Here is a 23,683-nt window from a genome sequence, read left to right as displayed (position 1 = left end):
TTTAGACTGTAAAGTCATCACCTAAATAAACTTCACGAACAGTACTGTTGGCAAGGACTTCAGCAGCTGTACCTTCAGCAATAACAGCACCTTCACTCACAATATATGCCTTTTCACAAATGGCGAGTGTTTCACGTACATTATGGTCTGTAATAAGAACACCAATGCCACGATCTTTAAGACTTTGAATAATTTCTTTGATATCGCCTACAGAGATTGGATCAACACCTGCAAAAGGTTCATCGAGTAGCATAAATTTTGGGTCTGCTGCTAAAGCACGTGCGATTTCTGCACGACGACGTTCACCACCAGATACACTCATACCAAGGGAATCTTTAATGTGGCTAATTTTAAAGTCTTCAAGCAATTCTTTTAAACGCTGTTCGCGTTGTACTTTATTTAAAGACTTTCGTGTTTCTAAAATAGCCATAATATTTTCCCCAATTGTCAGTTTGCGGAAAATTGATGCTTCTTGAGGAAGATAACCTAAACCCTTACGCGCACGTTCGTGCATCGCAAAGTTGGAAAGGTCTTGGTCGTCTAAATAGATTTCGCCTTTATCCATGCGTACAAGTCCGACAACCATATAAAAGCTGGTTGTTTTACCCGCACCATTTGGCCCAAGTAGACCTACAATTTGTCCACTTTGCATTTCAAATGAAACATCTTTTACAACCCAGCGTTTACTATAGTTTTTCGCAAGGTGTTTGATTCGAAGTGTTTGTGGTGTCATTGCTGTACTCATTGGCCAACAGCTCCAGGTGCTGCTTTTGATGTGTTTGGGGGAATTATGATTTGTACACGACCTCGGTTCTCAGAAGCACTCGTATTGGTTGCCGTTGAATTGCTACTACCAATAGCTTCAATGTCACCTTTATTCATGCTATAGCGTAAAGTTTCACCTTTTACACTTGCACCATCTTGGTCGACAAAGGCATTTCCTGTGAGAACAATAATACCTGAGTCAGCATTATAAATAATTTTCTGCCCTTGGCCTTTAGCAAGACCTTTATTTACATCCATTTTTTGTTGGAAGCGAGCAGGGTTACCTGTTGCTGTAACCGTGCTAATCTGACGATTTTTATTAAGTTGTGCAATGACAGAAGCTGCTTGTAACTTCATTGTACCTTGTTCAATAATAACATTGCCTGTATATGTAGTTACGCCTGTTTTATCATTATAAGTTGCACGGTCTGCAACTAAAGAAATTGGTTGATTACGGTCGCTAGGTATAGCAAAAGTAGCCATTGCCGTGAGTGATAACGTACCTACCATAACGCATTTTAGGAAAGCTTTATAATGAGATTGTTTTTTAGGATTTAGGTGCATACTTTCCTCGAATATTAAAAAACTCATATTGTCCTGAATTAAGATCGGCATTTAAGCCCTGACTGACAAATTGGCTTTGTGTAGAATCAACATTTACAGTGCGGTTGGTTTCTATACGTTTTTCTTTTGGATAGCCTGTAAGCTCATCAGTTTTAAATGTAATCATACCTTGAGGAGAGTTTCTATTAACGACAACATCATCTCTTAAAACGAGTTTTTGGTTGTCATTATAGCCATCACCACGTGGGGCATAATATGTACCATTTTCTTGTCCATGACTATATGTTGTAGCATGTAAATTATACATTTGTGTGGTTGCATCTTGTTTGTTTTGTATAATTTGGTCTACAGATGCGCGTATTGAAACATCGCCTTTCTCATCAGTTTGAGTCAGTTGAACGTTTTGTGCAGCGTAAGTCATGTTGCGTGATGCATTGGTATCTAGCTTTTTACTATTCCCACTATAGTAATAGTAACCACCGCTTACGGCTGCAATCACAAGTGCAATGACATATAAGTTTTTTGTTTCCATAAGCGTAGTTTATCAAACTAAATCGTTAAGAGTCTTAATGAGATGTTGCTAAATATTTTTCAAGAAGCTGTTCGTAAGAGCCTTTCGCTTGGAGCAAAAGGTCACATACTTCACGTACAGCACCGCGACCGCCCATAGCTTGTGTGACAAAGTCTGCACGTTTGCGAACTTCTATATGACCATTAGGTACAGTCACTTTTATTCCTGCAATTGAAAACGCTGAAAGGTCAGGCCAATCGTCACCCATATATAAGCAATCTTGAGGGTCTAAAGAAAGTTGCTTGCATGCTTCTTGTAAAGCAGTGCCTTTATCTTCACGTCCCTGATAAATAAGGTCTACACCTAAGTCAGTCATTCTTTTAGTGACAATCTGGCTTTGACGACCTGTAATAATAATGACTTTGAGACCTGCTTGTTGCACAAGCTTCATACCAAGTCCATCGCGAATATCAAATGATTTAATTTCATCACCTGAATTAGTGAGAGTAACAAAACCATCGCTCAATATACCATCGACGTCTAAAACGAGTGCTTGTATCTCTTTTGCTTTTTCAAAGTATATTTGAGAAGTCATATTAGGCTACTCCTGCGCGAATAAGGTCATGCATACCCAGTACACCAATGACTTTATTTTCATCATCTACAACAACAAATTGATTAATCTTTTTAGCATTTAATTGCGTAAGTGCTTCTACAGCACGCTCATTTTCTGAAATTGTTGCAGGGTTTTTTATCATAACTTCAGAGATAGGTAAGTTTACATCAAAACCTTGTTGTTTATCGATCAGACGGCGTAAGTCTCCATCTGTGAATATACCCAGTAATGTATTATTTTTATCAACAACTGTAGTTAAGCCTAAACGTTTTTCTGTAATTTCAAATAAAACCTGTCCCATTTTTGTTTCAGGTACTACGCGTGGGAGTGCATCACCTGTGTGCATGAGATGTTTTACATGTAAAAGTAAGCGTTTTCCTAATGCACCTGCAGGGTGAGATCTTGCAAAATCATCTGAAGTAAAACCACGAGCGTCTAGTAATGCGACAGCAAGCGCATCACCAAGTGCCAGTGTTGCTGTTGTACTTGATGTGGGTGCAAGGCCAAGAGGGCAGGCTTCTTGTAAGTCACCTAATGTAAGTGCGACATCTGCATTTTGAGGCATAGGGCCTTGGTCTGTTGCACTAATCGTAATGAGTGGGATTTCTAAGTGTTTTACCAAAGGCATGAGCATCATAATTTCATCACTCTTTCCTGAGTTTGAAATTGCAATGAGAACATCACCTTTGACGAGCATGCCTAAGTCGCCGTGACCTGCTTCACCCGGATGCATAAAAAATGAAGGCGTACCTGTTGATGCAAATGTCGCAGCCATTTTTCTGCCAATATGCCCAGATTTGCCCATGCCTGTAATGACCAAACGGCCTTTACATGCAAGAATAATTTGGCAAGCACGAACAAAGCGATCGTCAATTTCATTCGCTAATATATTTAGTGCTTGTTGCTCTATTTTTAGCGTTTCTAACGCAACCTTTTTAAAATCAACTTCGTTGGGTAGATTTGGAAAATTCAAAGCAGATTACCTTATGCAACAACGGGTATGAGGATATACCGAAAAATCATATGCATAGTATCATATAACAAACAAATGCATGTTTTTAAATGTATATCTTTTCACAAACTTAGCATTTTTATTGTATAAGACTTTGTGAAAAACAATCGATCAGTTATGATGGAATATCTTTCGTTTAAACAAATTAAGATCTATGCAACCATTTGTTTTATATAATTCAGAGCAACGTAAAAAAGTTGAATTTGTCCCACGTAAAGATGGCCACATTGACATCTATGTCTGTGGTATGACGGTTTATGACTACTGTCACATTGGGCATGCTCGTACAGTGGTTGCATTTGACTATATTATTCGGTTTTTACGTAGCCAAGGTTGGAAAGTTGAATATATTCGTAACATTACAGATATTGATGACAAAATTATTCAACGTGCCAATGAGCGTGGAGAAAGTATTGGTGAACTGACAACAAAGTTCATTGATGCAATGAATGAAGATTTTGCCGCATTGGGTTGTGTACCACCAGATCAATCGCCAAAAGCAACTGATTATATTGATGAAATGCAAAATATGATTGGTACATTGGTGAAGAATGGTACGGCTTATGCTGCAAATAATGGCGACGTATATTTTGAAGTCGATAAGTTCAAACGTTATGGTCGATTATCTGGTCGTAAGCTTGAAGATATGCAAGCGGGTGCAAGTGACCGTGTAGATGTAGAAGTGGAGAAAAAGCACCCATTTGATTTTGTATTGTGGAAACATGCGAAGCCAAGTGAACCATTTTGGAATTCTCCATGGGGTAATGGTCGTCCGGGTTGGCATATTGAATGTTCAGCAATGTCTACATGCTGCTTAGGAAATCATTTTGATATTCATGGTGGTGGTGGTGATTTACCATTTCCACATCATGAAAATGAAATTGCACAAAGTGAAGCAGCAACTGGCGAGCAATATGTAAACTATTGGATGCATGTTGGTTTTGTGAATGTTGATGGCGAGAAGATGTCGAAGTCTTTAGGAAACTTTTTCACAATTCGTGATGTGATGCAAAAGTTTCATCCTGAGGTAATTCGTTATTTTATTATGTCTTCCCATTATCGTAGTCCGATTAACTTTTCTGATACTGCACTGAAAGAGTCTAAGGCTGCGCTGACACGTTTTTATAATGCGTTTAAAGTATTTGAACAGCGCTATGGTATGACGGTCTCTGAATCTACAGAACAAACGTATATTGATCGTTTTAATCAGGTCATGAGAGATGATTTTAATACAGCCGAAGCACTTGCTATTATTTTTGAGGTATCTCGTGAGTTGAATCGGGCAGTAAAAGAAGAAGCTGAAAATGAGGCTCGCCGTTATCATGCGACGCTGAGATATTTAGTTGATATTCTTGGTCTAGTACAGCATTCAGTCGATGACTTCTTAAAGTCAGATATTGGTCAAACTGCACTTGAATTATCTGATGCTGAAATTGAAGAACTGATTGCCAAACGTGTTGATGCAAAGAAATCAAAAGATTTTGCGAAAGCAGATGAAGTACGTCAGCACTTATTAGATAAAGGTATTGTATTAGAAGATACACGTCAGGGGACTGTTTGGCGTAGAGCAGATTAAAAACTCTTGACAAACGTTTTCCCTAATTTATAATATTGGCACATTGCGGGAATAGCTCAGTTGGTAGAGCATAACCTTGCCAAGGTTGGGGTCGCGAGTTCGAGTCTCGTTTCCCGCTCCAAAATTTTGAAAGCCTCAAGATAATTCTTGAGGCTTTTTTTATATTATATAAAAAAATTAGTATTTCAAAATAAGTCTTTAAATTTCAGAATCTTTTCTTATTTTTTTTAATTATTTCCGATTCTTTCTATTCATTGAGAATGATTATTAGTAATCTTGTGAAAAATTTTATGCTTGAATAGTTACAAGGCTCAAAATGAATAACGTATTAGGTTTTAAACTTTCGGTATTAGGGATAAGTATTACATGTGTGATGCTATCTCAAATAGTACAAGCATCAACAGAAGTAAATGATAACTATAAAGTTTTACCGGCAATTAATCTTGAAGCAACAAAAAATACAACAGATACAATTTCAGCGGGTCAAGTCAGTCGAAAAAGTCAAATTGGCATCTTAGGGAATAAAGATGCTATGGATACGCCATTTAGTACAGCAAGTTATACAGCAAAGTACATAGAGGATCATCAAGCAAAAAGTGTCGCAGAAGCATTGGAAAGTGAACCGTCTGTACGTGATTATTTTGGTGCAAATAGTTTGGGAGAGTATTTTAATATTCGTGGTTTAAATGTAACGACTGAAGAGTTTGCATGGAATGGCTTATATGGGTTAAGCCCACATAATCGCACACCAACTGAATTTTTAGAGCGTGTAGAGGTCTTACGTGGAACGAGTGCAATGCTTTATGGTATGTCGCTTGGAGGTAGTGTAGGAGGGACAGTAAACCTAGTACCTAAACGCGCAACAGATGAGCCTATTACACGCTTGACAACAAGTTATACATCAAAATCTAATGTTGATGCGCATTTAGATATTGGACGTCGATTTGGTGAAGGTAATAAGTTTGGCGTACGTGTAAATGCAGTTAAAGGCCATGGAGATACGACGCTTAAGGGGCAAACTGAAGATAGAACATTAGGATCAATTGCATTGGATTATCGTGGTGAAAAATTACGAACGTCACTAGATGCCTATTATATTAAGGAAAAGTATGAGGGTGGCATGCCATTAATGGCATACTTTAAAACATCATCTATTTTGACAGCACCTAAGGCCTCTACAAATATTATGCAGGGTGCATATGCAACCAGTGAAACCAAAGCAGTTATAGGACATGCAGAGTATGACTTCATACCGAATTGGACTGTATATGCAAGTGGAGGTACCAAGGAGCAAGAGTCCCATGGTGCAATTGCAAATAATGCACTATGCACAATTACGAGTACAGATGGGAGTTGTACCGCAATTGGGCGTAATATTACAAATATCACGCATACAAGTTCAGGTGAGTTAGGTGTACGTGGGCAATTTAAAACGGGTGCTATTGACCATAGCCTTGTATTAAGCGGAAATATTGAAAAACAAGATACCGATTCTGGATATAATACTGTTTCTTGGAAGTCAAATATTTATTCACCAGTAAATAATACTCTATTTGCAAGTGATCCAACTTTTGTACCAAGAACGAAAGAGGTGACACTTTCAGGTATTGCACTTGCTGATAATCTATCTTTCGTAGATGGAAAATATCAGCTAATGCTAGGGACACGATTCCAAAATGTAAATACGCATAGTTGGACAAATAGCGGTACCGCAATTACAGGAAGTGCATCTTATAAGAAAAGTGCAGTTACACCTGCTGTAGGATTCGTAGTTAAACCTTGGAATAATTCAATTTCCCTTTATGGCAATTATATTGAGGGCCTTAGTCAAGGCGACCAAGTTACTGCAACAACAGCATCAAATTATGGTCAAGTGTTCGCACCGTATAAAACTAAGCAATATGAGCTTGGTACAAAATGGGAAAATGGGGCATTTAGAAATACATTAAGTATTTATCAAATTGATAAACCAAGCATGATTTATGACAAATCGACCAATAGCTATAATGCTGATGGTGAGCAACGAAATCGCGGTATCGAGTGGACGACTGCAGGCAATATAACAAAAGATGTGCGTCTTTTAGGTGGTGTGACTTATATAGATGCTATTACAACCAAGACATCATCTGGAACATATAACGGAAACAGAGCTTACGGCGTTCCTCATTGGCAGTCTAACCTTGGTTTAGAGTGGGATGTACCTCAGCTAGAAGGGTTAACATTAACAACAAATACAATTTATACCGGTAGTGAATATGTAGATACAGCCAATACGCAAAAAATTCCAAGCTGGTTCCGTTGGGATTTAGGTGCACGCTATAACACGTTTATTGCAGGATATAAAACTACCTTTATGGGTAGTGTTGAAAATGTAATGAATAAAAATTATTGGGCAGGCGTCTATGGTGGTTACTATATAAGCGAAGGTACACCACGTACACTCAAACTTTCTATGTCATTTAATTTCTAATCAGTATTTGAGATATGGAATGTTGTGCATGAATGATAATAAAAAACCGTGGCCACTATTAATTAGTGTGTATACCACACAATATATTGGTATTGCTTTTATTATTTCTGCAGCATTTGCGATTTTAAGGCAAAGTGGTATTGCACTGGATAAATTAGCTTTAATTAACTTAGTTGCATTACCACTGTTAGGAAAGGTGCTGTATGCGCCCTTGGTAGATAGTTTTCGTCTTTATTTCCAAGGGCAATATCGCTCTTGGTTGCTTACGGCACAATCGATGATGACGCTATTATTATTTATTTGTGGATTTTTAGATATACAGCATCATTTTTCTACCATTTTAATACTGTTTATTATTTATACTTTTTTTATGAGTGTGCAAGATGTTGCAGTCGATGCACTTGCGTGTAAGATTTTTATTGCGTCTGAACGACAGTTTGCTAACAGTATTCAGTACTCAAGCAACTTAATGGGAAATATTATTGGTGGTGGGATATTACTTATTTTATATCCATGGTTGCAGTGGAAAGGAGCACTATGGATTTTAGCAATTTTAACAGCAGTATCAAATGTACAAATTGCATTTTATCGTGAGCCTGAAAGCGATTATAACAATCCACATAAAAAAGCTTCTGGACAGTTTAAGAGCTTAGTTCAACAAATTCGAGTTTTTGTAAAACAACATAGAACATGGTTTTTTCTGTTGTTCATTTATCCAATTGGTTTTACCGCCGTTTTTGGCATGCTAAACCCTTTATTGGTTGATGCTAAATGGTCACTTATGGAAATTGGTTTTGCAACAAAAATATTTGGTTCGATTGTTGGTGTTTTTTCAGCATTTTTAGCCAGCTTTCTTATTAATAAATTACGCCGTAAATTTGCCTTGCTCACATTAACTTTGCTACAGGGAGCTGCACTGCTGTTATTTATTCCGATCACTTTGGGATATACACAAAAGTGGATGGTTTATACAGCAATCTTTGCCTATTTCATTGCAAATCCCGGATTAATGTCTGCATTGTCTACGTTAATTATGGATAGAGCATCTTTAATGCCTGCTAAAGCTACTTTCTTTAGCTTGCAGTTTAGTCTTGTGGTGTTTATGGGATTTGCTTATTCAGCCATAGGCTTGGCCCTTGCACAGCATATTGGGTATACAACTGTTGTCATACTCACATTTATTTGTGCACTCATTGTGACGACACTGACATGGAAGTTATTGCCAGATTATACCGAAGGGTCACAGACCTAATCTAAAAATTTGGAAAGATGAAGATAAATATGATTAAAAAGTATACCCCTATTCAGGAGAAAGACCGTAAGCTCGATATTGTTGATCATGTCAATCAGGATCATACGAAAGAACTACGTATGATTGCTCAGAGCTATGGAAAAAATATGCATATCGATTATGCATATATTGTTGATATTTTTGAAGAGGGCATTTTACTTAAGGTACACGATTCCGAGTTAAAAAAATACGCTGAATTATTCGTTGCGTTTGAATTAAATGGCGATCTTGAGGAACAAATTTTATATTTGGCCTATAACTCATTTGTTAAGCAAAAAATTGAATTTAGTAATAATACCAAACAGTATTTTGAAATCACTCAGAAGTCGCAAATCACTAAAAATATCAAACGTTTAACCATTAAAAGTCAATTGCCTTTGCCTGATGACTATGCGGGTTATGCTTATGGTCTAGTATTGAAAGTTTTCGAGAAATCTCAGCCTCTAAAAGTGAAATCATCAAATAAGAGTGGTTGGATAAAAAATACTTTTGATCGAGGATTTTTATGGGTAATGAAGCATCTATCGAGTCAGAAAAGACAAAAGCTATTAGAGACGATGAATAAAGATGTTCGTTTATATACGTTGCGAAAATCTTTTAGTCAGAGTGATGATACAGTATTGAATTATGGTTATATTGATATTTTTACGCATGGTAATAGCGCTGGCAGTGAATGGGTCAAACAACTAGAAGTAGGCTCTATGATTTCGAGTCGAACTGAAACAGACGATAAACATACACATTTACACGACGGTCGTGCTGTATTAATTGCAGATGAAACAGCTTATCCCGCTCTCGCAGGTATTTTAGAATTTTGGAAAAATGAATACCCACCGACAGTGATTTTATTGTGTGCCGATGAGGCAGATCTTGACTATTTTAACAACTTTTCTTTTCCAAGAAACACTGTATTAAAGCAGGTTCATGGTGATGTGATATATCAAGCACAGCAAGTCATTCAAGTATTGGAAGAAGTTGAACATATAGAAAATGTTTGGGGTGCTTTAGAAAATAATGCAGCCAAAAGAGTAAGACATTATTTACGTAATCAAAGACAGCTTCTTGGAAAAAATAACCATATTAAAGGATACTGGCGCTTAATCTAAAAAACGTTTTAGGGTTCGTATTGATAAAAGTTTGTAAATACTTTTTTAAAATATTGAGCACTACTATAACCAGTTTTTATAGCGACATATTCAAGAGAAAATCCTTCTTTAAGCAAAGCTTGGGCATATTTCATTCGTGCTTTAAGAAGATACTCTCCAATAGTATAGCCTGTATTTTCTTTAAAAAACTGTTTTAAGTGGCATTCATTTATACCGACTTGTTTTGCTAAATTCCGAATCGTGATTTTTTTATAAAATTGCGTATCTAAAATTTCGATTGCTCTTTTAATTGGTAGGGGAGTTTCATGCTGATATTGTTTATGTTTCAATAATAAGCTAACCAGCTCTAAAGTTGCTCCCTCCAAATGAAGTAAGTCTAACAAATTCTTGGCAGTTGGTAAGTTAAGTAAGTGTTGAGCATGGTGATGTATATCTTTATTAGGGATTTCAATGATATGTATTGCTGATGAGTGATTACTTGAGAAAAATTGAATAAAAAAGTTTTTTGCATCTAGAGGCTTTAATTTTTCTAATAAATCCTTCCCAAAATCAAGTGTAATTAAAGACATTTCTTGTTTGGCTTGTAAATAAATAGTCTGTTTACCAATAATGCCACGACGTAATATGATCTTAGGAGATTCAATAATATAATCTTTATTTAGATCACTATTCTTGATGTAGTGTGTACCTGAAAGTAATAAAGTAATACCAAAAGAAAATAAATTTCTATTTCCTGTAATTTCTAATGGTCGGTTTAACCAATATTTTCCTTTACCAATGCATAAACGATTAAAGTCATATAACTCCGTAAATCCGTTACCTTCTATTGGATTAAATATATTGAGTTGATGGTTAGGTAAAGACGAGATACTATCGATATATAGTCCTTGCGAAGATTTTAAGATTTCTTTATGGATATCAATAAATTTAGACACCGTATAAGACCTTAATTTAAGAAAACAGTTGATAATGATTTTCATTTAGTTGTGAGCTAATGTCAATGGTGGAAATTATTTTGTGAAGTTATAAATGATGGTATTTATTGGCAGATAAATGTTAATGCGAGTCTATTATTTTGATTTTTCACAGTGGCATAAACGTATCCGATTACTTTTCTCTAAGTAATTCATGGAATTTTACTTAATTTGGTTTATGTATGTCTTGGCTTTTTAATGCTTAAATTATTTTGTACGGTTCAAGTATAACTTTAATTAGCAAATTATTCCGATACTTATAATATGGATATGCATCGTATGCTATGCCATTATTACTGTTATATTTTTATAGAGAAAAAGTGTAATTAATATTTAGAGATTGGCATATTCATTGCATTTTTAATGACTCATTCTTTGAGTTGAGTTAAAGAGGCATGGAAAAAAATGGTTATGTAGAGGAACGGCCAAATAAAGCAGCCAATGAAACATTAGAAGATTATACCTTGCGTTATGCCCCATATAGCTTTCGCCGTTGGAGTCCTAAGGTAGTTGCTATTACTGCGCTTGGAGGAATCGCATATTTAGCAGATTTCTCCATTGGTGCTAGTATTGGTATGACTTATGGTACGAATAATGCCATCTATTCTATTTTATTTGCTGCAATGATTATATTCATCACGGGTATCCCGCTGTCTTATTATGCAGCGCGTTATAACATCGATTTAGATTTAATTACACGTGGTGCAGGTTTTGGCTATTTTGGATCTGTAATTACAAGTATTATTTTTGCGAGTTTTACGTTCATCTTCTTTGCGCTTGAAGGGTCTATTATGGCGCAAGGTTTATTGTTAGGGCTAGGAGTTCCCTTATGGTTGGGCTATTTAATTTCAACCATTATGGTTATCCCCTTAGTCATTTATGGTATGAAAGCCCTTAGTAAGTTACAGGTATGGACAACACCCATTTGGCTTATTTTAATGATTGGTCCTGTAGCTTATTTAATTTATCAAGAACCGACTTTAGTTCAATCATTTACTATATTTGCAGGTCAAAAAGGTTATGTACCAGGCGATCTTGCGGCAATTATGCTAGGTGCAGGTATTTGTTTATCTTTAATTATGCAAATTGGTGAACAAATTGATTACTTACGATTTATGCCAGCAAAAATAAAAGAAAATAGTAAATCTTGGTGGATAGCAGTTATCTCTGCAGGTCCGGGTTGGGTAATATTAGGTGCAATCAAGCAAATTATTGGTGCATTTTTAGGTTTTTATTTATTTACAAAGATTCCGAATGTTGATGCGACTGAACCTGTGCAACAGTTCAATGCAGCATTTCATGATATGTTGCCGGGTTGGCTCGCACTTGCGCTGGCGATTATTTTAGTTGTTATTTCACAAATTAAAATTAATGTGACGAATGCTTATTCAGGCTCTCTTGCATGGACCAGTGCATATACACGCATAAGTAAAAAGTATCCAGGAAGAATCATCTTTGTTTTATTTAATTTAGTGGTTGCCTTGGTATTGATGGAAGGCAATATGTTTGCAGTATTAGGGAAGATTTTAGGCTTTTATTCTAACTTTGCAATTGCTTGGGTTGTGGTCGTCGCAACAGATATTGCAGTAAATAAATATGTACTTAAGTTATCTCCAAAAGAGCCTGAATATAGACGTGAAATGTTATACGACTTTAATCCTGTGGGATTAGTTTCCTTTCTGATGGCTGCTGGTTTGTCTTTATTGGCATTTTTCGGGTTTCTTGGCAGTTTTTTATCTTCATATTCGCCTTTAATTGCTTTGGTTGTAGGTTTTGTTCTTACACCAGTCATTGGGGTACTAACAAAAGGAAAATACTATATTAAACAAGAACACGATGGTATTCATGAGCCAAGATTTGATGAAGAAGGATCACCAACAGCAACATCATATATGTGTTTAGCGTGTGATCAAGAATATGAAAGACCAGATGTCATGTATTCACATAAACATCATGGCGTGATTTGTTCTCTTTGTAAAACAATGGAAAAGTAACTTAATTTTTTCATACTCAACTTGTATACGGTTATTCATTTAATTATTTGGCACATATTGTGCTTATTAAAAATATAACTTGTATACAAGATGGGATTCAATCATGACATTAGATCAGATTTGTGGATGGACAATCCAAGATTGGCAACATGCCTATAAAAGTAAAGAAATAAGAATAGAAGATTTAATTCAAATTATTCAACAGCTTAATTTAGAAGATACAGCATGGATTTCAATTGCATCGGATGAACAAATACAAGCTCAGATTCAAGATATTAAAAACTCTGACATAGACGATTCTGAAAATAGATACACACATTTTCCGCTGTATGGGATTCCTTTTGCAGTAAAAGATAACATTGATGTAAAAGGTTTTGTATCTACGGCTGCATGTCGTGCACTTAAAGAGATCGCTTTAGAAGATGCAACTGTGGTTAGCGCATTAAAGAAAGCGGGTGCCATTGTTGTGGGAAAAACTAATTTAGACCAGTTTGCAACAGGTTTAGTTGGTACACGGTCTCCTTATGGTGCAGTTCCTAATACGTTTAAGAAAGATTATGTCAGTGGTGGCTCAAGTTCGGGTTCGGCAAGTGTTGTTGCAAGAGGAATAGTCCCATTTGCTTTAGGCACAGATACCGCAGGCTCTGGGCGGGTTCCTGCAGGATTTAATAATATTGTGGGTTTAAAACCTACAAAAGGTCGTTTCTCTAATTTTGGTTTACTACCTGCATGTAAAACTATCGATTGTATTTCTATATTTGCTTTGACTGTCCAAGATGCAGCATACGTTGCAGATTTTATGGAAGCATATGATATGAAGGATAGTTACTCGAGAAAGAACCCAAATACAGCACCTGCAAGCTTTTCATCAAATCTAACATTTGCTATTCCTCATGTTTTAGAGTTTTTTGGTGATCAATATGCGGAAAAAGCATTTAATACGTCTATTGAAACATTAAAAGCTTTGGGTGTATCTATTGTTGAAATAGATTTTTCACCTTTTGAAAAATTAGCAAAACAGCTTTATCAGGGTGCTTGGGTTGCAGAAAGAACAACAGCCGTAGAGCACATTTTAGAAAATCATAAGCATGACTTTGATGCAGTTGTTCTAGAAATTGTTGAAAAAGGCTATGACTATAACGCAGTAGATGCTTACAAAGCGGAGTATTTAAAGCAAGACTTAACTCGTCAAATTCAAGAGATATTGGCGACAGTAGATGCACTCTGTGTGCCGACTTCACCCACAATTTATACCATTGAGCAAATGAAAAATAATCCGATTAAGTTAAATGCTCAGTTTGGTACATATACCAATTTTACCAATTTGGCAGACTTGAGTGCTTTGGCTTTGCCTTCTCATTTTAGAGAAGATGGTTTGCCCTTTGGTATTACATGTATTGCACCTGCTTGGTATGACACTGCATTGGCAGATTTTGGTATACGTTGGCAGAACCATCTTGCACTTCAACTTGGAGCGACCAGTAAATCCTATGATGTGATCGCAAAGGATTTACCTCTTTCTAAACATCATATTCGTGTTGCAGTAGTTGGCGCTCATTTAACAGGAATGCCTTTAAATTTCCAATTAACATCACGTCAAGCTGTACGCCGTGAGGTGACTAAAACAGCTTCAAATTATTCACTCTACGCATTAAATGGCACTGTACCACCAAAACCAGGACTGGCTAGAGATATTGAAGGTGGAAGTTCTATTGTTGTCGAGCTTTGGGATGTTCCTATGGCGAGATTTGGTGAATTTGTTGCAGAAGTTCCAACACCTTTGGGTATTGGAAATGTAGAGCTTGAAGATGGTCGATGGGTAAAAGGATTTATTTGTGAGCCTTACGGCTTAGAAAATGCAGAAAACATTACTCAGTTTGGTGGCTGGCGTGCCTATATTCAACACATCAATTCATCACATCAGGCATAAAAAGGGGTTTCAAATGTTTTATACTGTTCTCGTTGCAAACCGTGGTGAAATTGCTGTTACAGCAATTCGTACATTAAAAAAAATGGGGATTCGAAGTATTGCTGTTTATTCAGATACAGATCGCTATGCACAACATGTTTTAGATGCCGATATTGCAATTTTTTTAGAAGGAATAAAACCTTCTGATACTTATTTAAACATTGAAAAACTGATTCATATTGCACATAAAACAGGTGCACAAGCAATTTTTCCGGGTTATGGATTTTTATCTGAAAGTGCTGATTTCTCTCGTGCATGTGAAGAAAATAATATTGCATTTGTGGGGCCGACAGCACATCAAATTTTAGAGTTTGGATTAAAGCATCGTGCGCGTGAGTTGGCTGCCCTTGCCAATGTGCCAATGACACCAGGAACAGGGCTATTAAATAGTCTAGATGAAGCAAAAATATCTGCTGAAGAAATTGGTTATCCAATTATGCTTAAAAGTACAGCAGGAGGTGGAGGAATTGGATTAACACGCTGTGATAATGAACAAGAGCTAATCGATGCCTATGAAAGTGTTAAGCGTTTAGGTGAGCAATTTTTTAAAGATGCAGGTGTCTTTCTAGAGCGTTTTATAGATAAAGCAAGACATGTTGAAGTTCAAATTTTTGGAGATGGTCAAGGGCAAGTCGTTGCACTTGGAGAACGAGATTGTTCACTGCAACGCCGTAACCAAAAAATTGTTGAAGAAACCCCAGCTGCAAACTTACCAGAAGATACGCGCCAGAAACTACATCAAGCAGCCATACAACTTGGCCAGTCTGTAAACTACCGAAGCGCAGGCACTGTAGAGTTTATTTATGATGCCATTCGAGATGAGTTTTACTTTCTAGAGGTAAATACACGGTTGCAAGTTGAGCATCCTGTGACAGAAGTGGTGACAGGCTTAGATCTTATTGAATATATGCTTAAAGTCGCTTCACATGATGACATTGATTGGGAGTATTTGGCACAGCTTAAACCACAAGGGGCTGCTATTGAGGTACGTATTTATGCAGAAGATCCAGTAAGAAACTTTCAACCGAGTCCAGGTGTACTCACAGAGGTCTATTTTCCAGAAGATGTTCGGGTAGACACTTGGGTAAAAACGGGTACGGAAATCTCTCAATATTTTGATCCAATGATCGCAAAAATTATTGTGTATGAAGAAGATAGAACAAAAGCGATTTCAAAACTTAAGCAGACACTTGCAGAAACTCGTCTCAGTGGAATTAGTACCAATCTAGATTATGCGCAAGAAATTATTTCAGACCATCGCTTTAAAGACATGAGCATATGGACAAGAATGCTTGATAGTTTTGCGTATACGCCTAGAGTCATTGAAGTGATTGACGCAGGTACGTTAAGTTCTATACAAGATTATCCAGGACGTGTTGGCTATTGGGATATTGGTGTACCACCTTCCGGACCTATGGATGATTTTGCATTTCGACTTGCCAATCAAATTGTTGGTAATCCAGAAAGCGCAGCGGGCTTTGAGTTTACACTGAAAGGTCCGATATTTAAGTTTCATGCCGATACAGTGATTGCTTTAACAGGTGCTCCTTGTGAAGCAACAATTGATGGGCATAAAATTAATTTTTGGCAACCAATCAATATTAAAGCTGGGCAAAGACTTGAATTGGGTTATGTTTCATCAGGTTGTCGCACGTATTTATCTGTGCGTCATGGTTTAGATGTTCCATTGTATTTGGGAAGCCGTTCAACCTTTGCACTTGGAAACTTTGGCGGTCATGCAGGTCGTACACTCCGCATGGGAGATACGATTAAAATGGTACATCCAGAGTTACTTACTCATGATGTAGATGTGACGTATCAAGCACCTCGAGCAATCGCTGAAACGCTTATTCCTAATTATGGTAATGAATGGCGAATTGGCGTGTTATATGGGCCACATGGTGCGCCAGACTTTTTTAAACAAGAATATATTGAAGAATTTTTTGCATCGGAATGGACTGTTCATTTCAACTCAAATCGTTTAGGCATTCGTTTAACAGGGCCAACACCGAGTTGGGCGCGAGAAAATGGCGGAGAAGCAGGGCTTCATCCATCGAATGTGCATGACTGTGAGTATGCAATTGGAGCAATTAATTTTACTGGAGATTTTCCTGTAATCTTGGCAAAAGATGGACCAAGCTTAGGAGGATTCGTTTGTCCAGTAACCATTGCAAAAGCAGAATTATGGAAGGTTGGACAGTTAAAGGCAGATGATAAAATTTCTTTTTATCCCCTAACGGTAAATCAAGCAAATCAACTTGAAAGAGATCAGTTAACAGTTATTCAAAATTTCTCAGACAGTCAAGTGGGCTTAAAGGATTGTCTTGAGGAAAGTTTGGGAACAACAATATTGGCACAGAAAGAAGTGACATCCGTTTCTCCAAAAGCGATTTATCGTCAGGCAGGAGACAGTTATATATTGCTCGAATACGGAGAAAATGTTCTTGATTTATCACTTCGTTTGCGTGTGCATCAACTCATTCAAATGATTCGTGAATCAGATCTTGCTGGTGTATTAGAGTTATCACCAGGGGTTCGATCTCTCCAAATTAAATATGATGGTTTAATCATTTCACAAGCTAAGTTAATTCAGGAGCTCATCTCTTTAGAAGATAAAATGGGAGATTTAAGCCAGATTAAAATCCCTTCTCGTATAGTGCATTTACCAATGGCATTTGAAGATAGTGCCACTTTAGGTGCTGTAGAACGCTATCAAGAAAGTGTATGTGCAAAAGCACCTTGGTTGCCTAATAATGTAGATTTTATACAGAGAATTAATGGTTTAGAACATAGAGATCAAGTCAAAGATATTTTATTTGAAGCAAACTATTTAATTCTTGGTTTGGGGGATGTTTATTTGACAGCACCTTGCGCTGTGCCTATTGATCCTCGCCATCGTTTACTCAGTTCGAAGTATAATCCTGCACGCACATTTACAGCTGAAGGCACTGTAGGAATAGGTGGAATGTACATGTGTATTTATGGCATGGATTCGCCTGGTGGCTATCAGTTGGTTGGTCGTACTTTACCAATTTGGAATAAATTTAAGAAAAATAAGCAATTTGAAAATAAAGAATGGTTTTTACAGTTTTTTGATCAAATCAAGTTCTTTGAAGTGTCGGAAACTGAATTAGATCAATGGCGTTCCAATTTCGAGAATGGTCTTATACACGTTGATATTGAGGAAACAACATTTGATTATGCGGAATATTGTCAGTTTCTAAAAGACAAAGAAGACAGTATTAATACATTTCAGAAGCAACAAAAAATGGCATTTCATACTGAAGTAGAGCGTTGGAAAGATGAGACTGTTGCCTCAAATGAAATCATTCAAGATAAATATATTGCTCAAGACTTTAGTCAATATACCGCAGTGAATGCCTCTATGACGGGAAATATTTGGAAAGTATTGGTTCATGAAGGGCAAAATGTGAAGAAGAATGACACTATTGCAATTATTGAAGCTATGAAGATGGAGTTGCCAGTATATGCATCGGAAGATGGTCAGATCAAAGCAATTGTTTGTCATGCTGGTCAAACGGTACATGGTGGAGAACCACTGATTTATATGGAGCCATAATGAGAAACAAAGAAATGCTTATACAACGCTCAGATAATTTATCTGAGCTTGTTTATCAAAGAATTAAAAATGATATTTTTGATTTTAAATTGATGCCGAGCGAACGTTTTACAGAATCAGAAATTGCTGAAGTATATAAAGTGAGCAGAACACCTGTAAGACAAGCACTTTACCGTTTACAACAAGAAGGTTATGTCGAAGTTGAATTTCGGAGAGGTTGGCAGGTGAGACCTTTAAATTTTAGATACTACGAAGAATTGTATGATGTACGAATTATACTAGAGAGTGCCGCGATTAAAATTTTATGTGCCTCTGAAATTGAGCCACCAATTGAGTTGGAAATTTTAAAAGAAAAATGGTGTATTCAACCAGAGAAGTATCTTAAAGATTTAAGAACATTAGCGCAGCAAGATGAGGACTTTCACTGTAGTCTAATGCGTGCAGCTGGAAATCAGGAAATGGTGCGTATTCATAGAGAATTGAGTGAGAAAATTAGAATTATACGTAGACTAGACTTTTCGAAAGAATACCGTGTAGAGGCTACCTATTTAGAGCATCAAAATATAATAAATCTTATCATTGCAAAAAATAAAGAAGAAGCGTTGGATAAACTTATTTTACATATAAAGCACAGCCGTGATGCAGTGAAAAAGATTACTTTACAAATGTTAGATCATAATCAGTTTGTTTAAAACAGTACTTTTCTTATAAAAGATATATTTTTTTAATATATATATACTATTATATTGCACTTAAATTTAACTAAGTTGTTTTTATATTTTAAGGGGAAACCAGTGAAAATTACTATTGTGATGGGGATCGCTTTAGCTTCTGCTCTAGCAGTAACGCAAGTTAATGCTGAGAGTACGTTAGATCGAATTAAAACATCAGGAAAGATAACGATTGGGTATAGAGAAAATGCGGATCCTGTTTCTTATTCTATAGATGGTAGACCTGCTGGGTATGCAATAGATGTTTGTCAAAACGTTGCAAATCAAATTAAGAAAAGTCTTCAAATGCCTCATTTAAATATTGAGTATAAAGCAGAGCATCCAATGACGCGTATTCCTGACCTAATTACAGGGAATATTGATTTAGAGTGTGGTACAACAACACATACGATACAAAGAGATGAAATTGTTGATTTTTCAACTGCTTATTTTATAACCGATGTTGGTGTGGCTGTTAAAGTTAAATCACATATAAATAAATTAGATGACTTAGTTGGTAGGCCAGTAATTTTGACTAAAGGTACAACATCTGAAAAATATATGATGTCATTAAAACGTACAGACGTTCTAAACTTTAAGAATCTTTATGGTGCAGATAATAAAGAATCATTTGATTCCTTATCTTCAGATAGAGTTGTAGGCTGGGCTATGGATGAGAATACATTGGTTACATTCATTGCAAAATCGCAAAATCCTACTGATTATAAAATACTTGATGGTGGTCTATCAAAAGAGCCATATAGTATAATGATGGCGAAAAATAGTCCTAAATTAAAAGCAATTGCTGATCAAGTTATTACTCATATGTGGAGCTCAGGCGAGATGGGCAAGCTTTATCAAAAATGGTTTCAATCACCAATTAAACCGAATAATATTAACTTAAATGTTTCACCAAGCTCATCATTTAAAGCACTTGAAAAACAACCAACAGATAAAGGCATTGATTTACCATAAAAAATATTCCTAGCATAAGAGTATTTTCCTCTTATGCTAGTTTATATATTAACCAAAAGGGAAGCCAAACTTTAAGACAAATTGATTTTTACCATGGTTATCAGATACTTTATTGTAACCTGTGCGTACGGAGCAGTCTGCTGTTCCATCGGCATAGCATTTTCCTTCTAATTGATAACGCCAAGCTGCTGTTGCCCACCATTTTTCACTTGCATAATGTACTGTTGGTCCAATAAAGTGAGCTGTCTGAGTATGTGTGTTCCAAAAGTAGCCATCATGATCGGTATGGTATCGTCCTTCAATACCTGCAGACCAGTTTGGTGCGAAACGGTAACTCGCACCGTAGAGGATATCTCCCATTGAATTACGAATTGTGCCTGCATCATCGTATTTTTCTTTTTCAGGCTCATATAAGAAGTTTAGTGTCAGAATTAAACGATCATCTAAGAAGTTTGATTGTAAGAGTAATCTCATTTCAAGAGAGTCTTCTAGTTGGCCTAAAGTGGGTTCAAGATATAAACCGACACCTACTGGAGAAGTAACTGGATTTAATATACGCCAAATAAGCTCTAAAGAACCACCATCAATTTTAAATTTATTATAAGAATCATTGTCATGGGCGCTACTTGGTACGCCAAAACCTGCTGTACATGGTTCACTATCTGTATGTCCATCACACATATCTGAATTTAGATAGTTTTTTTTCGCTTGAATAGAGTATGCATTTAAATAGCCAGCAACTTGAACATCGTCTGTTAGACCATACTCAATTTCCGATCTATACAGACCAAGATTATATGTACCTGTTCTTTGACCATGTGTTAAGTCGAAACGTTGTTCAAACTCGAAAGTCCCCTTAGGTTGCGTATCAAGTGTGTACGCGAATCCGAATAAACTTTCACCTGCATGGGATACTTGCCCCATACCAAGTGCTAAACATAGAGACAATATTGTTTTTTTTACAGAATGCATGTGCATTAATTGTTGCTCTTTCGTTAAAATAAAATATAATGATTATCACTTTTCCTTAAATTATTATTAAATTTAAGAAATATTTAAGATAAAATAATAAAAATAAAGTCTCTAAAAATAGGGGATTATTATGAAGTGGACATCTATAATGGGGGCAACATTACTTGTTACACCACTTGTTTCGCATGCAACAACATATTTAACAACTGAACAGGCAAAGCAAGTTATTTTTCCTAATCAGACGTTGATTCAACACAATATTCAGCTAACAAAAGACCAAGAAAAGAAATTAAAAGAACTATCAGGGATTACTTACCCATTAAAAACAGATCAAATTTTTAAAACGAAAGAGGGTGATTGGTTAATCATTGATCAGGTTTTAGGTAAGCATGAAATGATTACTTATGCTGTAGGTATTAAAGCAAATGGTTCAATTAAGCAAATTGAAATTATGGAATATACTGAAACATATGGTGCTCAGGTGAGAAATGCTTCTTGGCGTGATCAGTTTGTTGGTAAGACATCTAATTCTGCAATTACTTTAGGTAAAGATATTAAAAATATTAGTGGTGCTACATTATCCTCTAAGCATATTACAGATGGTGTTCATCGTATTATGGGCTTGTATGCAATGGAGCTAAAATCATTAAAGTAGTACGCTCGAAGCCACTTTTAGGTACATTTGTTGAAATTATAGTATACACAGATGACTCATTTCATATTTGTGAGTCATCTGTGCATCAAGTAATTAGTAGTGCTTATCAAATTATTGAAGATGTTCAAAAGATGATGAGTTTTCATGATGCTACAAGCGACCTTAGTTTATTAAATGCTTCCGCTTATCGAAAAAAAATTGAAGTACACCCATGGTTGTATCAAGTTTTATCTCGTGCACAGAAAATATATAACTTGTCCCAAGGACTATTTGACTGTACCGTTGCATCAAAATTAATCCAATTTGAATATTTACCATGTCATAATCAAAATAAAAAAGCTGTTATATCGCAGTCAGCTATACAATTATTAGAAAATAATCAAGTATGTTTTTTACAACCTATAATGATTGATTTAGGAGGAATTGCAAAAGGCTTTGCAGTAGATTTAGCAATAAATCACTTAAAAAGATGTGGTATTCCAAAAGCCGTTATTAATGCGGGGGGGGACTTGAGAGTATTGGGAGATGTTGCTGAAAAAATATATCTCCGAAATCCAGCACAGCCTTTAAAAACTAAGTGTATCGGTGAACTATCTGATGGCGCAATAGCAACATCTGCTAGCTATTTTACGGAAAAAGAATATAAAGAAAAGAGAGTCTCCCATCTTATCCATCCTTTAACAGGTGAAGCAATTGTAGAAAATATTAGCTTTAGTGTTATTGCTTCTAGGGCTTGGTTGGCTGATGCACTAACAAAAGTTGTTGCTGCAAGCTTAAATATAAATCATCCTTGTTTAACAAGATTTGGTGCGCGTGCAATACTGATTAAATCATTTTAGGATCTCTTGTGAAAGTTTCTATCCGACTTCCAAAAATTCAACAAATATCTTTATATGTAGTATGGACAATTTTAAGCATTACAGGTTTATATTTTGCTTATACACAAGATTGGAAAATGTATGATCCATCTGTATGGACAATATATACATTAAAGCTACATGGAATATGTGCAAGCTTGATGCTTATTCTTATAGGTACACTTATTCCTATACATATACAGCTTTCTTTAGAAGTGAAAAGAAATATTAAATCTGGTATTCCTATGCTTGTGACAATGTTATTACTTGCATTTAGTGGTGTTGCATTATACTACAGTGGTGAAGCTTGGATGACGATTGCGAAGATGACTCATATATGGATTGGTATACTTGTTATTATTATTTTGCCTGTTCACATTTTTATTGGCCGTAAGCGTAAGATAAAATAATAGCATTTATAAATTCTCCTTTTTATATAGTTTAAAGAAATAAGGCATTTCAAGTGAGCTGATATTTCTCAGACAGTTTATTTTCACTAGCTATTCACTTTATACTTTTTCATAGCAGATGCTATTCTAAAAAATAGTTTTGACGTATCACTACACTAACAAATTAGTATCACTTGATTATATTTTAAGGTACTAAATTGTTTTAAAAATAAATTGTAAAATACTTTAGTTCATGTTTATAAGTCATCTATTTATTAATATCCTTTAAATTTGATTGCATTCCATGCTAATAAAAGCCAACCTAGTATCATAAATAGCCCTCCAATAGGTGTAATTGCACCCAATATACGTGGAAAACCCAAACTCATTATATAAAGAGATCCACAAAAAAAGACAATACCAGTTTGAATGAATAAAAAACTTGTTTTTATAGGAAATGTTGGAGTTACTCTTACTAAAATACCTAAAGCGAGTAGACCTATAGCATGATAAAAAAAGTATTCTGTAGAGGTGTGCCACCATGTAAGTTGGTCAGCAGTTGCTCTTGCTTTTAAACCGTGTGCACCAAATGCACCAAGTATAACTGCAAGTGCTAAATTGATTGCTGCAATTGCTAACCACATTATAGTCATCCTTTTATAATTAATAATTATAACTTAGTTTTGGCATATCTTCA

Annotated in this window: 20 protein-coding genes and 1 tRNA gene; 13 read left to right on the top strand and 8 right to left on the bottom strand. The window is 36.0% G+C overall.

Annotated elements, in window-relative coordinates:
- Position 1 precedes the first annotated feature (1 nt).
- Genes lptB through AC1MPL_RS08925 form a run of 5 tightly spaced genes read right to left on the bottom strand, consistent with a single transcriptional unit; the run spans position 2 to position 3,429 of the window.
- A complete protein-coding gene (gene lptB / locus AC1MPL_RS08945; protein ID WP_479765515.1) occupies positions 2-745 on the bottom strand; it encodes an LPS export ABC transporter ATP-binding protein in 744 nt (247 codons plus the stop codon).
- Entirely contained in the window at positions 742-1,329 is a 588-nt protein-coding gene (gene lptA, locus AC1MPL_RS08940; RefSeq protein WP_479765514.1) for a lipopolysaccharide transport periplasmic protein LptA, read from the bottom strand. Before lptA ends, lptB begins: the two co-directional genes overlap by 4 nt.
- The gene (gene lptC, locus AC1MPL_RS08935; protein ID WP_237413739.1) at positions 1,313-1,861 is read right to left on the bottom strand and encodes an LPS export ABC transporter periplasmic protein LptC; all 549 of its coding nucleotides are present in this window, start codon (positions 1,859-1,861) and stop codon (positions 1,313-1,315) included. The genes lptA and lptC overlap by 17 nt, the downstream gene beginning before the upstream one ends.
- Before the next feature lie 34 nt (positions 1,862-1,895).
- The gene (locus tag AC1MPL_RS08930; RefSeq protein WP_479765513.1) at positions 1,896-2,435 is read right to left on the bottom strand and encodes a KdsC family phosphatase; all 540 of its coding nucleotides are present in this window, start codon (positions 2,433-2,435) and stop codon (positions 1,896-1,898) included.
- Position 2,436: 1 nt separating this feature from the next.
- Positions 2,437-3,429: a KpsF/GutQ family sugar-phosphate isomerase gene (locus AC1MPL_RS08925; RefSeq protein WP_479765512.1), complete on the bottom strand. Its 993-nt coding sequence runs from the start codon at positions 3,427-3,429 to the stop codon at positions 2,437-2,439.
- Between the two features lie 193 nt (positions 3,430-3,622).
- Here AC1MPL_RS08925 and cysS point away from each other — a divergent pair, with 193 nt between their 5' ends.
- From cysS to AC1MPL_RS08900, 5 genes are all read left to right on the top strand, one after another.
- The gene (cysS, locus tag AC1MPL_RS08920; protein ID WP_479765511.1) at positions 3,623-5,044 is read left to right on the top strand and encodes a cysteine--tRNA ligase; all 1,422 of its coding nucleotides are present in this window, start codon (positions 3,623-3,625) and stop codon (positions 5,042-5,044) included.
- A gap of 45 nt (positions 5,045-5,089) precedes the next feature.
- Positions 5,090-5,165 (top strand) — tRNA-Gly (locus AC1MPL_RS08915).
- A 195-nt stretch (positions 5,166-5,360) separates the two neighbouring features.
- Positions 5,361-7,514 carry a TonB-dependent receptor gene (locus AC1MPL_RS08910; protein ID WP_479765510.1) on the top strand — a complete coding sequence of 718 codons (2,154 nt, stop codon included), beginning with the start codon at positions 5,361-5,363 and terminating at the stop codon, positions 7,512-7,514.
- Positions 7,515-7,542: 28 nt separating this feature from the next.
- On the top strand, positions 7,543-8,766 hold the full coding sequence (locus AC1MPL_RS08905; RefSeq protein WP_479765509.1) for an MFS transporter: 1,224 nt from the start codon (positions 7,543-7,545) through the stop codon (positions 8,764-8,766).
- A gap of 29 nt (positions 8,767-8,795) precedes the next feature.
- The gene (locus AC1MPL_RS08900) at positions 8,796-9,911 is read left to right on the top strand and encodes a siderophore-interacting protein (RefSeq protein WP_479765507.1); all 1,116 of its coding nucleotides are present in this window, start codon (positions 8,796-8,798) and stop codon (positions 9,909-9,911) included.
- A gap of 8 nt (positions 9,912-9,919) precedes the next feature.
- On the opposite strand, the gene AC1MPL_RS08895 is transcribed toward AC1MPL_RS08900, so the two are convergent.
- Complete coding sequence (locus tag AC1MPL_RS08895) at positions 9,920-10,846, bottom strand: helix-turn-helix transcriptional regulator (protein WP_479765506.1); 927 nt, start codon at positions 10,844-10,846, stop codon at positions 9,920-9,922.
- A 434-nt stretch (positions 10,847-11,280) separates the two neighbouring features.
- Here AC1MPL_RS08895 and AC1MPL_RS08890 point away from each other — a divergent pair, with 434 nt between their 5' ends.
- The 5 genes from AC1MPL_RS08890 (at position 11,281) to AC1MPL_RS08870 (ending at position 20,113) form a co-directional block, all read left to right on the top strand.
- The gene (locus tag AC1MPL_RS08890) at positions 11,281-12,879 is read left to right on the top strand and encodes a purine-cytosine permease family protein (RefSeq protein ID WP_479765505.1); all 1,599 of its coding nucleotides are present in this window, start codon (positions 11,281-11,283) and stop codon (positions 12,877-12,879) included.
- Positions 12,880-12,982: 103 nt separating this feature from the next.
- Positions 12,983-14,809: an allophanate hydrolase gene (gene atzF / locus AC1MPL_RS08885; protein ID WP_479765504.1), complete on the top strand. Its 1,827-nt coding sequence runs from the start codon at positions 12,983-12,985 to the stop codon at positions 14,807-14,809.
- Between the two features lie 13 nt (positions 14,810-14,822).
- Positions 14,823-18,428, top strand: a complete 3,606-nt coding sequence (gene uca / locus AC1MPL_RS08880; protein ID WP_479765502.1) for an urea carboxylase — start codon at positions 14,823-14,825, stop codon at positions 18,426-18,428.
- A complete protein-coding gene (locus tag AC1MPL_RS08875; RefSeq protein ID WP_479765501.1) occupies positions 18,428-19,120 on the top strand; it encodes a GntR family transcriptional regulator in 693 nt (230 codons plus the stop codon). The genes uca and AC1MPL_RS08875 overlap by 1 nt, the downstream gene beginning before the upstream one ends.
- Before the next feature lie 102 nt (positions 19,121-19,222).
- Positions 19,223-20,113, top strand: coding sequence for an amino acid ABC transporter substrate-binding protein (locus AC1MPL_RS08870; protein WP_479765499.1), 891 nt, complete (start codon positions 19,223-19,225; stop codon positions 20,111-20,113).
- A gap of 48 nt (positions 20,114-20,161) precedes the next feature.
- Here AC1MPL_RS08870 and AC1MPL_RS08865 read toward each other — a convergent pair whose 3' ends face one another.
- A complete protein-coding gene (locus AC1MPL_RS08865) occupies positions 20,162-21,091 on the bottom strand; it encodes a DUF6662 family protein (protein WP_479765497.1) in 930 nt (309 codons plus the stop codon).
- A gap of 124 nt (positions 21,092-21,215) precedes the next feature.
- On the opposite strand from AC1MPL_RS08865, the gene AC1MPL_RS08860 reads away from it, so the two are divergent.
- The 3 genes from AC1MPL_RS08860 to AC1MPL_RS08850 are packed head-to-tail and all read left to right on the top strand — an operon-like array spanning position 21,216 to position 23,007.
- Positions 21,216-21,740, top strand: a complete 525-nt coding sequence (locus tag AC1MPL_RS08860; protein WP_479765496.1) for an FMN-binding protein — start codon at positions 21,216-21,218, stop codon at positions 21,738-21,740.
- Positions 21,728-22,579 (top strand): FAD:protein FMN transferase, encoded by an 852-nt coding sequence (locus AC1MPL_RS08855; RefSeq protein WP_479766202.1) that lies wholly within the window; start codon positions 21,728-21,730, stop codon positions 22,577-22,579. The genes AC1MPL_RS08860 and AC1MPL_RS08855 overlap by 13 nt, the downstream gene beginning before the upstream one ends.
- A gap of 8 nt (positions 22,580-22,587) precedes the next feature.
- Entirely contained in the window at positions 22,588-23,007 is a 420-nt protein-coding gene (locus AC1MPL_RS08850; RefSeq protein ID WP_479765495.1) for a hypothetical protein, read from the top strand.
- Between the two features lie 254 nt (positions 23,008-23,261).
- Here the strand turns inward: AC1MPL_RS08850 and AC1MPL_RS08845 are convergent, their stop codons facing one another.
- A complete protein-coding gene (locus AC1MPL_RS08845) occupies positions 23,262-23,630 on the bottom strand; it encodes a DUF423 domain-containing protein (RefSeq protein WP_479765493.1) in 369 nt (122 codons plus the stop codon).
- Positions 23,631-23,683: the final 53 nt, after the last annotated feature.

Source organism: Acinetobacter sp. N1-1, assembly GCF_056711485.1.
The sequence above is the reverse complement of the archived record's forward strand: the minus strand, read 5'-3'. Positions and strand labels throughout refer to the sequence as shown.

What these genes read in the sequence shown, in the direction of transcription:
- AC1MPL_RS08860 (WP_479765496.1), top strand. Translation starts at nt 21,216, where the DNA reads ATGAAGTGGACATCTATAATGGGGGCAACATTACTTGTTACACCACTT.
- AC1MPL_RS08890 (WP_479765505.1), top strand. Translation starts at nt 11,281, where the DNA reads ATGGAAAAAAATGGTTATGTAGAGGAACGGCCAAATAAAGCAGCCAAT.
- uca (WP_479765502.1), top strand. Translation starts at nt 14,823, where the DNA reads ATGTTTTATACTGTTCTCGTTGCAAACCGTGGTGAAATTGCTGTTACA.
- AC1MPL_RS08865 (WP_479765497.1), bottom strand. Translation starts at nt 21,091, where the DNA reads ATGCACATGCATTCTGTAAAAAAAACAATATTGTCTCTATGTTTAGCA.
- lptB (WP_479765515.1), bottom strand. Translation starts at nt 745, where the DNA reads ATGAGTACAGCAATGACACCACAAACACTTCGAATCAAACACCTTGCG.
- AC1MPL_RS08910 (WP_479765510.1), top strand. Translation starts at nt 5,361, where the DNA reads ATGAATAACGTATTAGGTTTTAAACTTTCGGTATTAGGGATAAGTATT.
- AC1MPL_RS08930 (WP_479765513.1), bottom strand. Translation starts at nt 2,435, where the DNA reads ATGACTTCTCAAATATACTTTGAAAAAGCAAAAGAGATACAAGCACTC.
- lptC (WP_237413739.1), bottom strand. Translation starts at nt 1,861, where the DNA reads ATGGAAACAAAAAACTTATATGTCATTGCACTTGTGATTGCAGCCGTA.
- AC1MPL_RS08875 (WP_479765501.1), top strand. Translation starts at nt 18,428, where the DNA reads ATGAGAAACAAAGAAATGCTTATACAACGCTCAGATAATTTATCTGAG.
- AC1MPL_RS08900 (WP_479765507.1), top strand. Translation starts at nt 8,796, where the DNA reads ATGATTAAAAAGTATACCCCTATTCAGGAGAAAGACCGTAAGCTCGAT.
- cysS (WP_479765511.1), top strand. Translation starts at nt 3,623, where the DNA reads ATGCAACCATTTGTTTTATATAATTCAGAGCAACGTAAAAAAGTTGAA.
- atzF (WP_479765504.1), top strand. Translation starts at nt 12,983, where the DNA reads ATGACATTAGATCAGATTTGTGGATGGACAATCCAAGATTGGCAACAT.
- AC1MPL_RS08905 (WP_479765509.1), top strand. Translation starts at nt 7,543, where the DNA reads ATGAATGATAATAAAAAACCGTGGCCACTATTAATTAGTGTGTATACC.
- lptA (WP_479765514.1), bottom strand. Translation starts at nt 1,329, where the DNA reads ATGCACCTAAATCCTAAAAAACAATCTCATTATAAAGCTTTCCTAAAA.
- AC1MPL_RS08845 (WP_479765493.1), bottom strand. Translation starts at nt 23,630, where the DNA reads ATGTGGTTAGCAATTGCAGCAATCAATTTAGCACTTGCAGTTATACTT.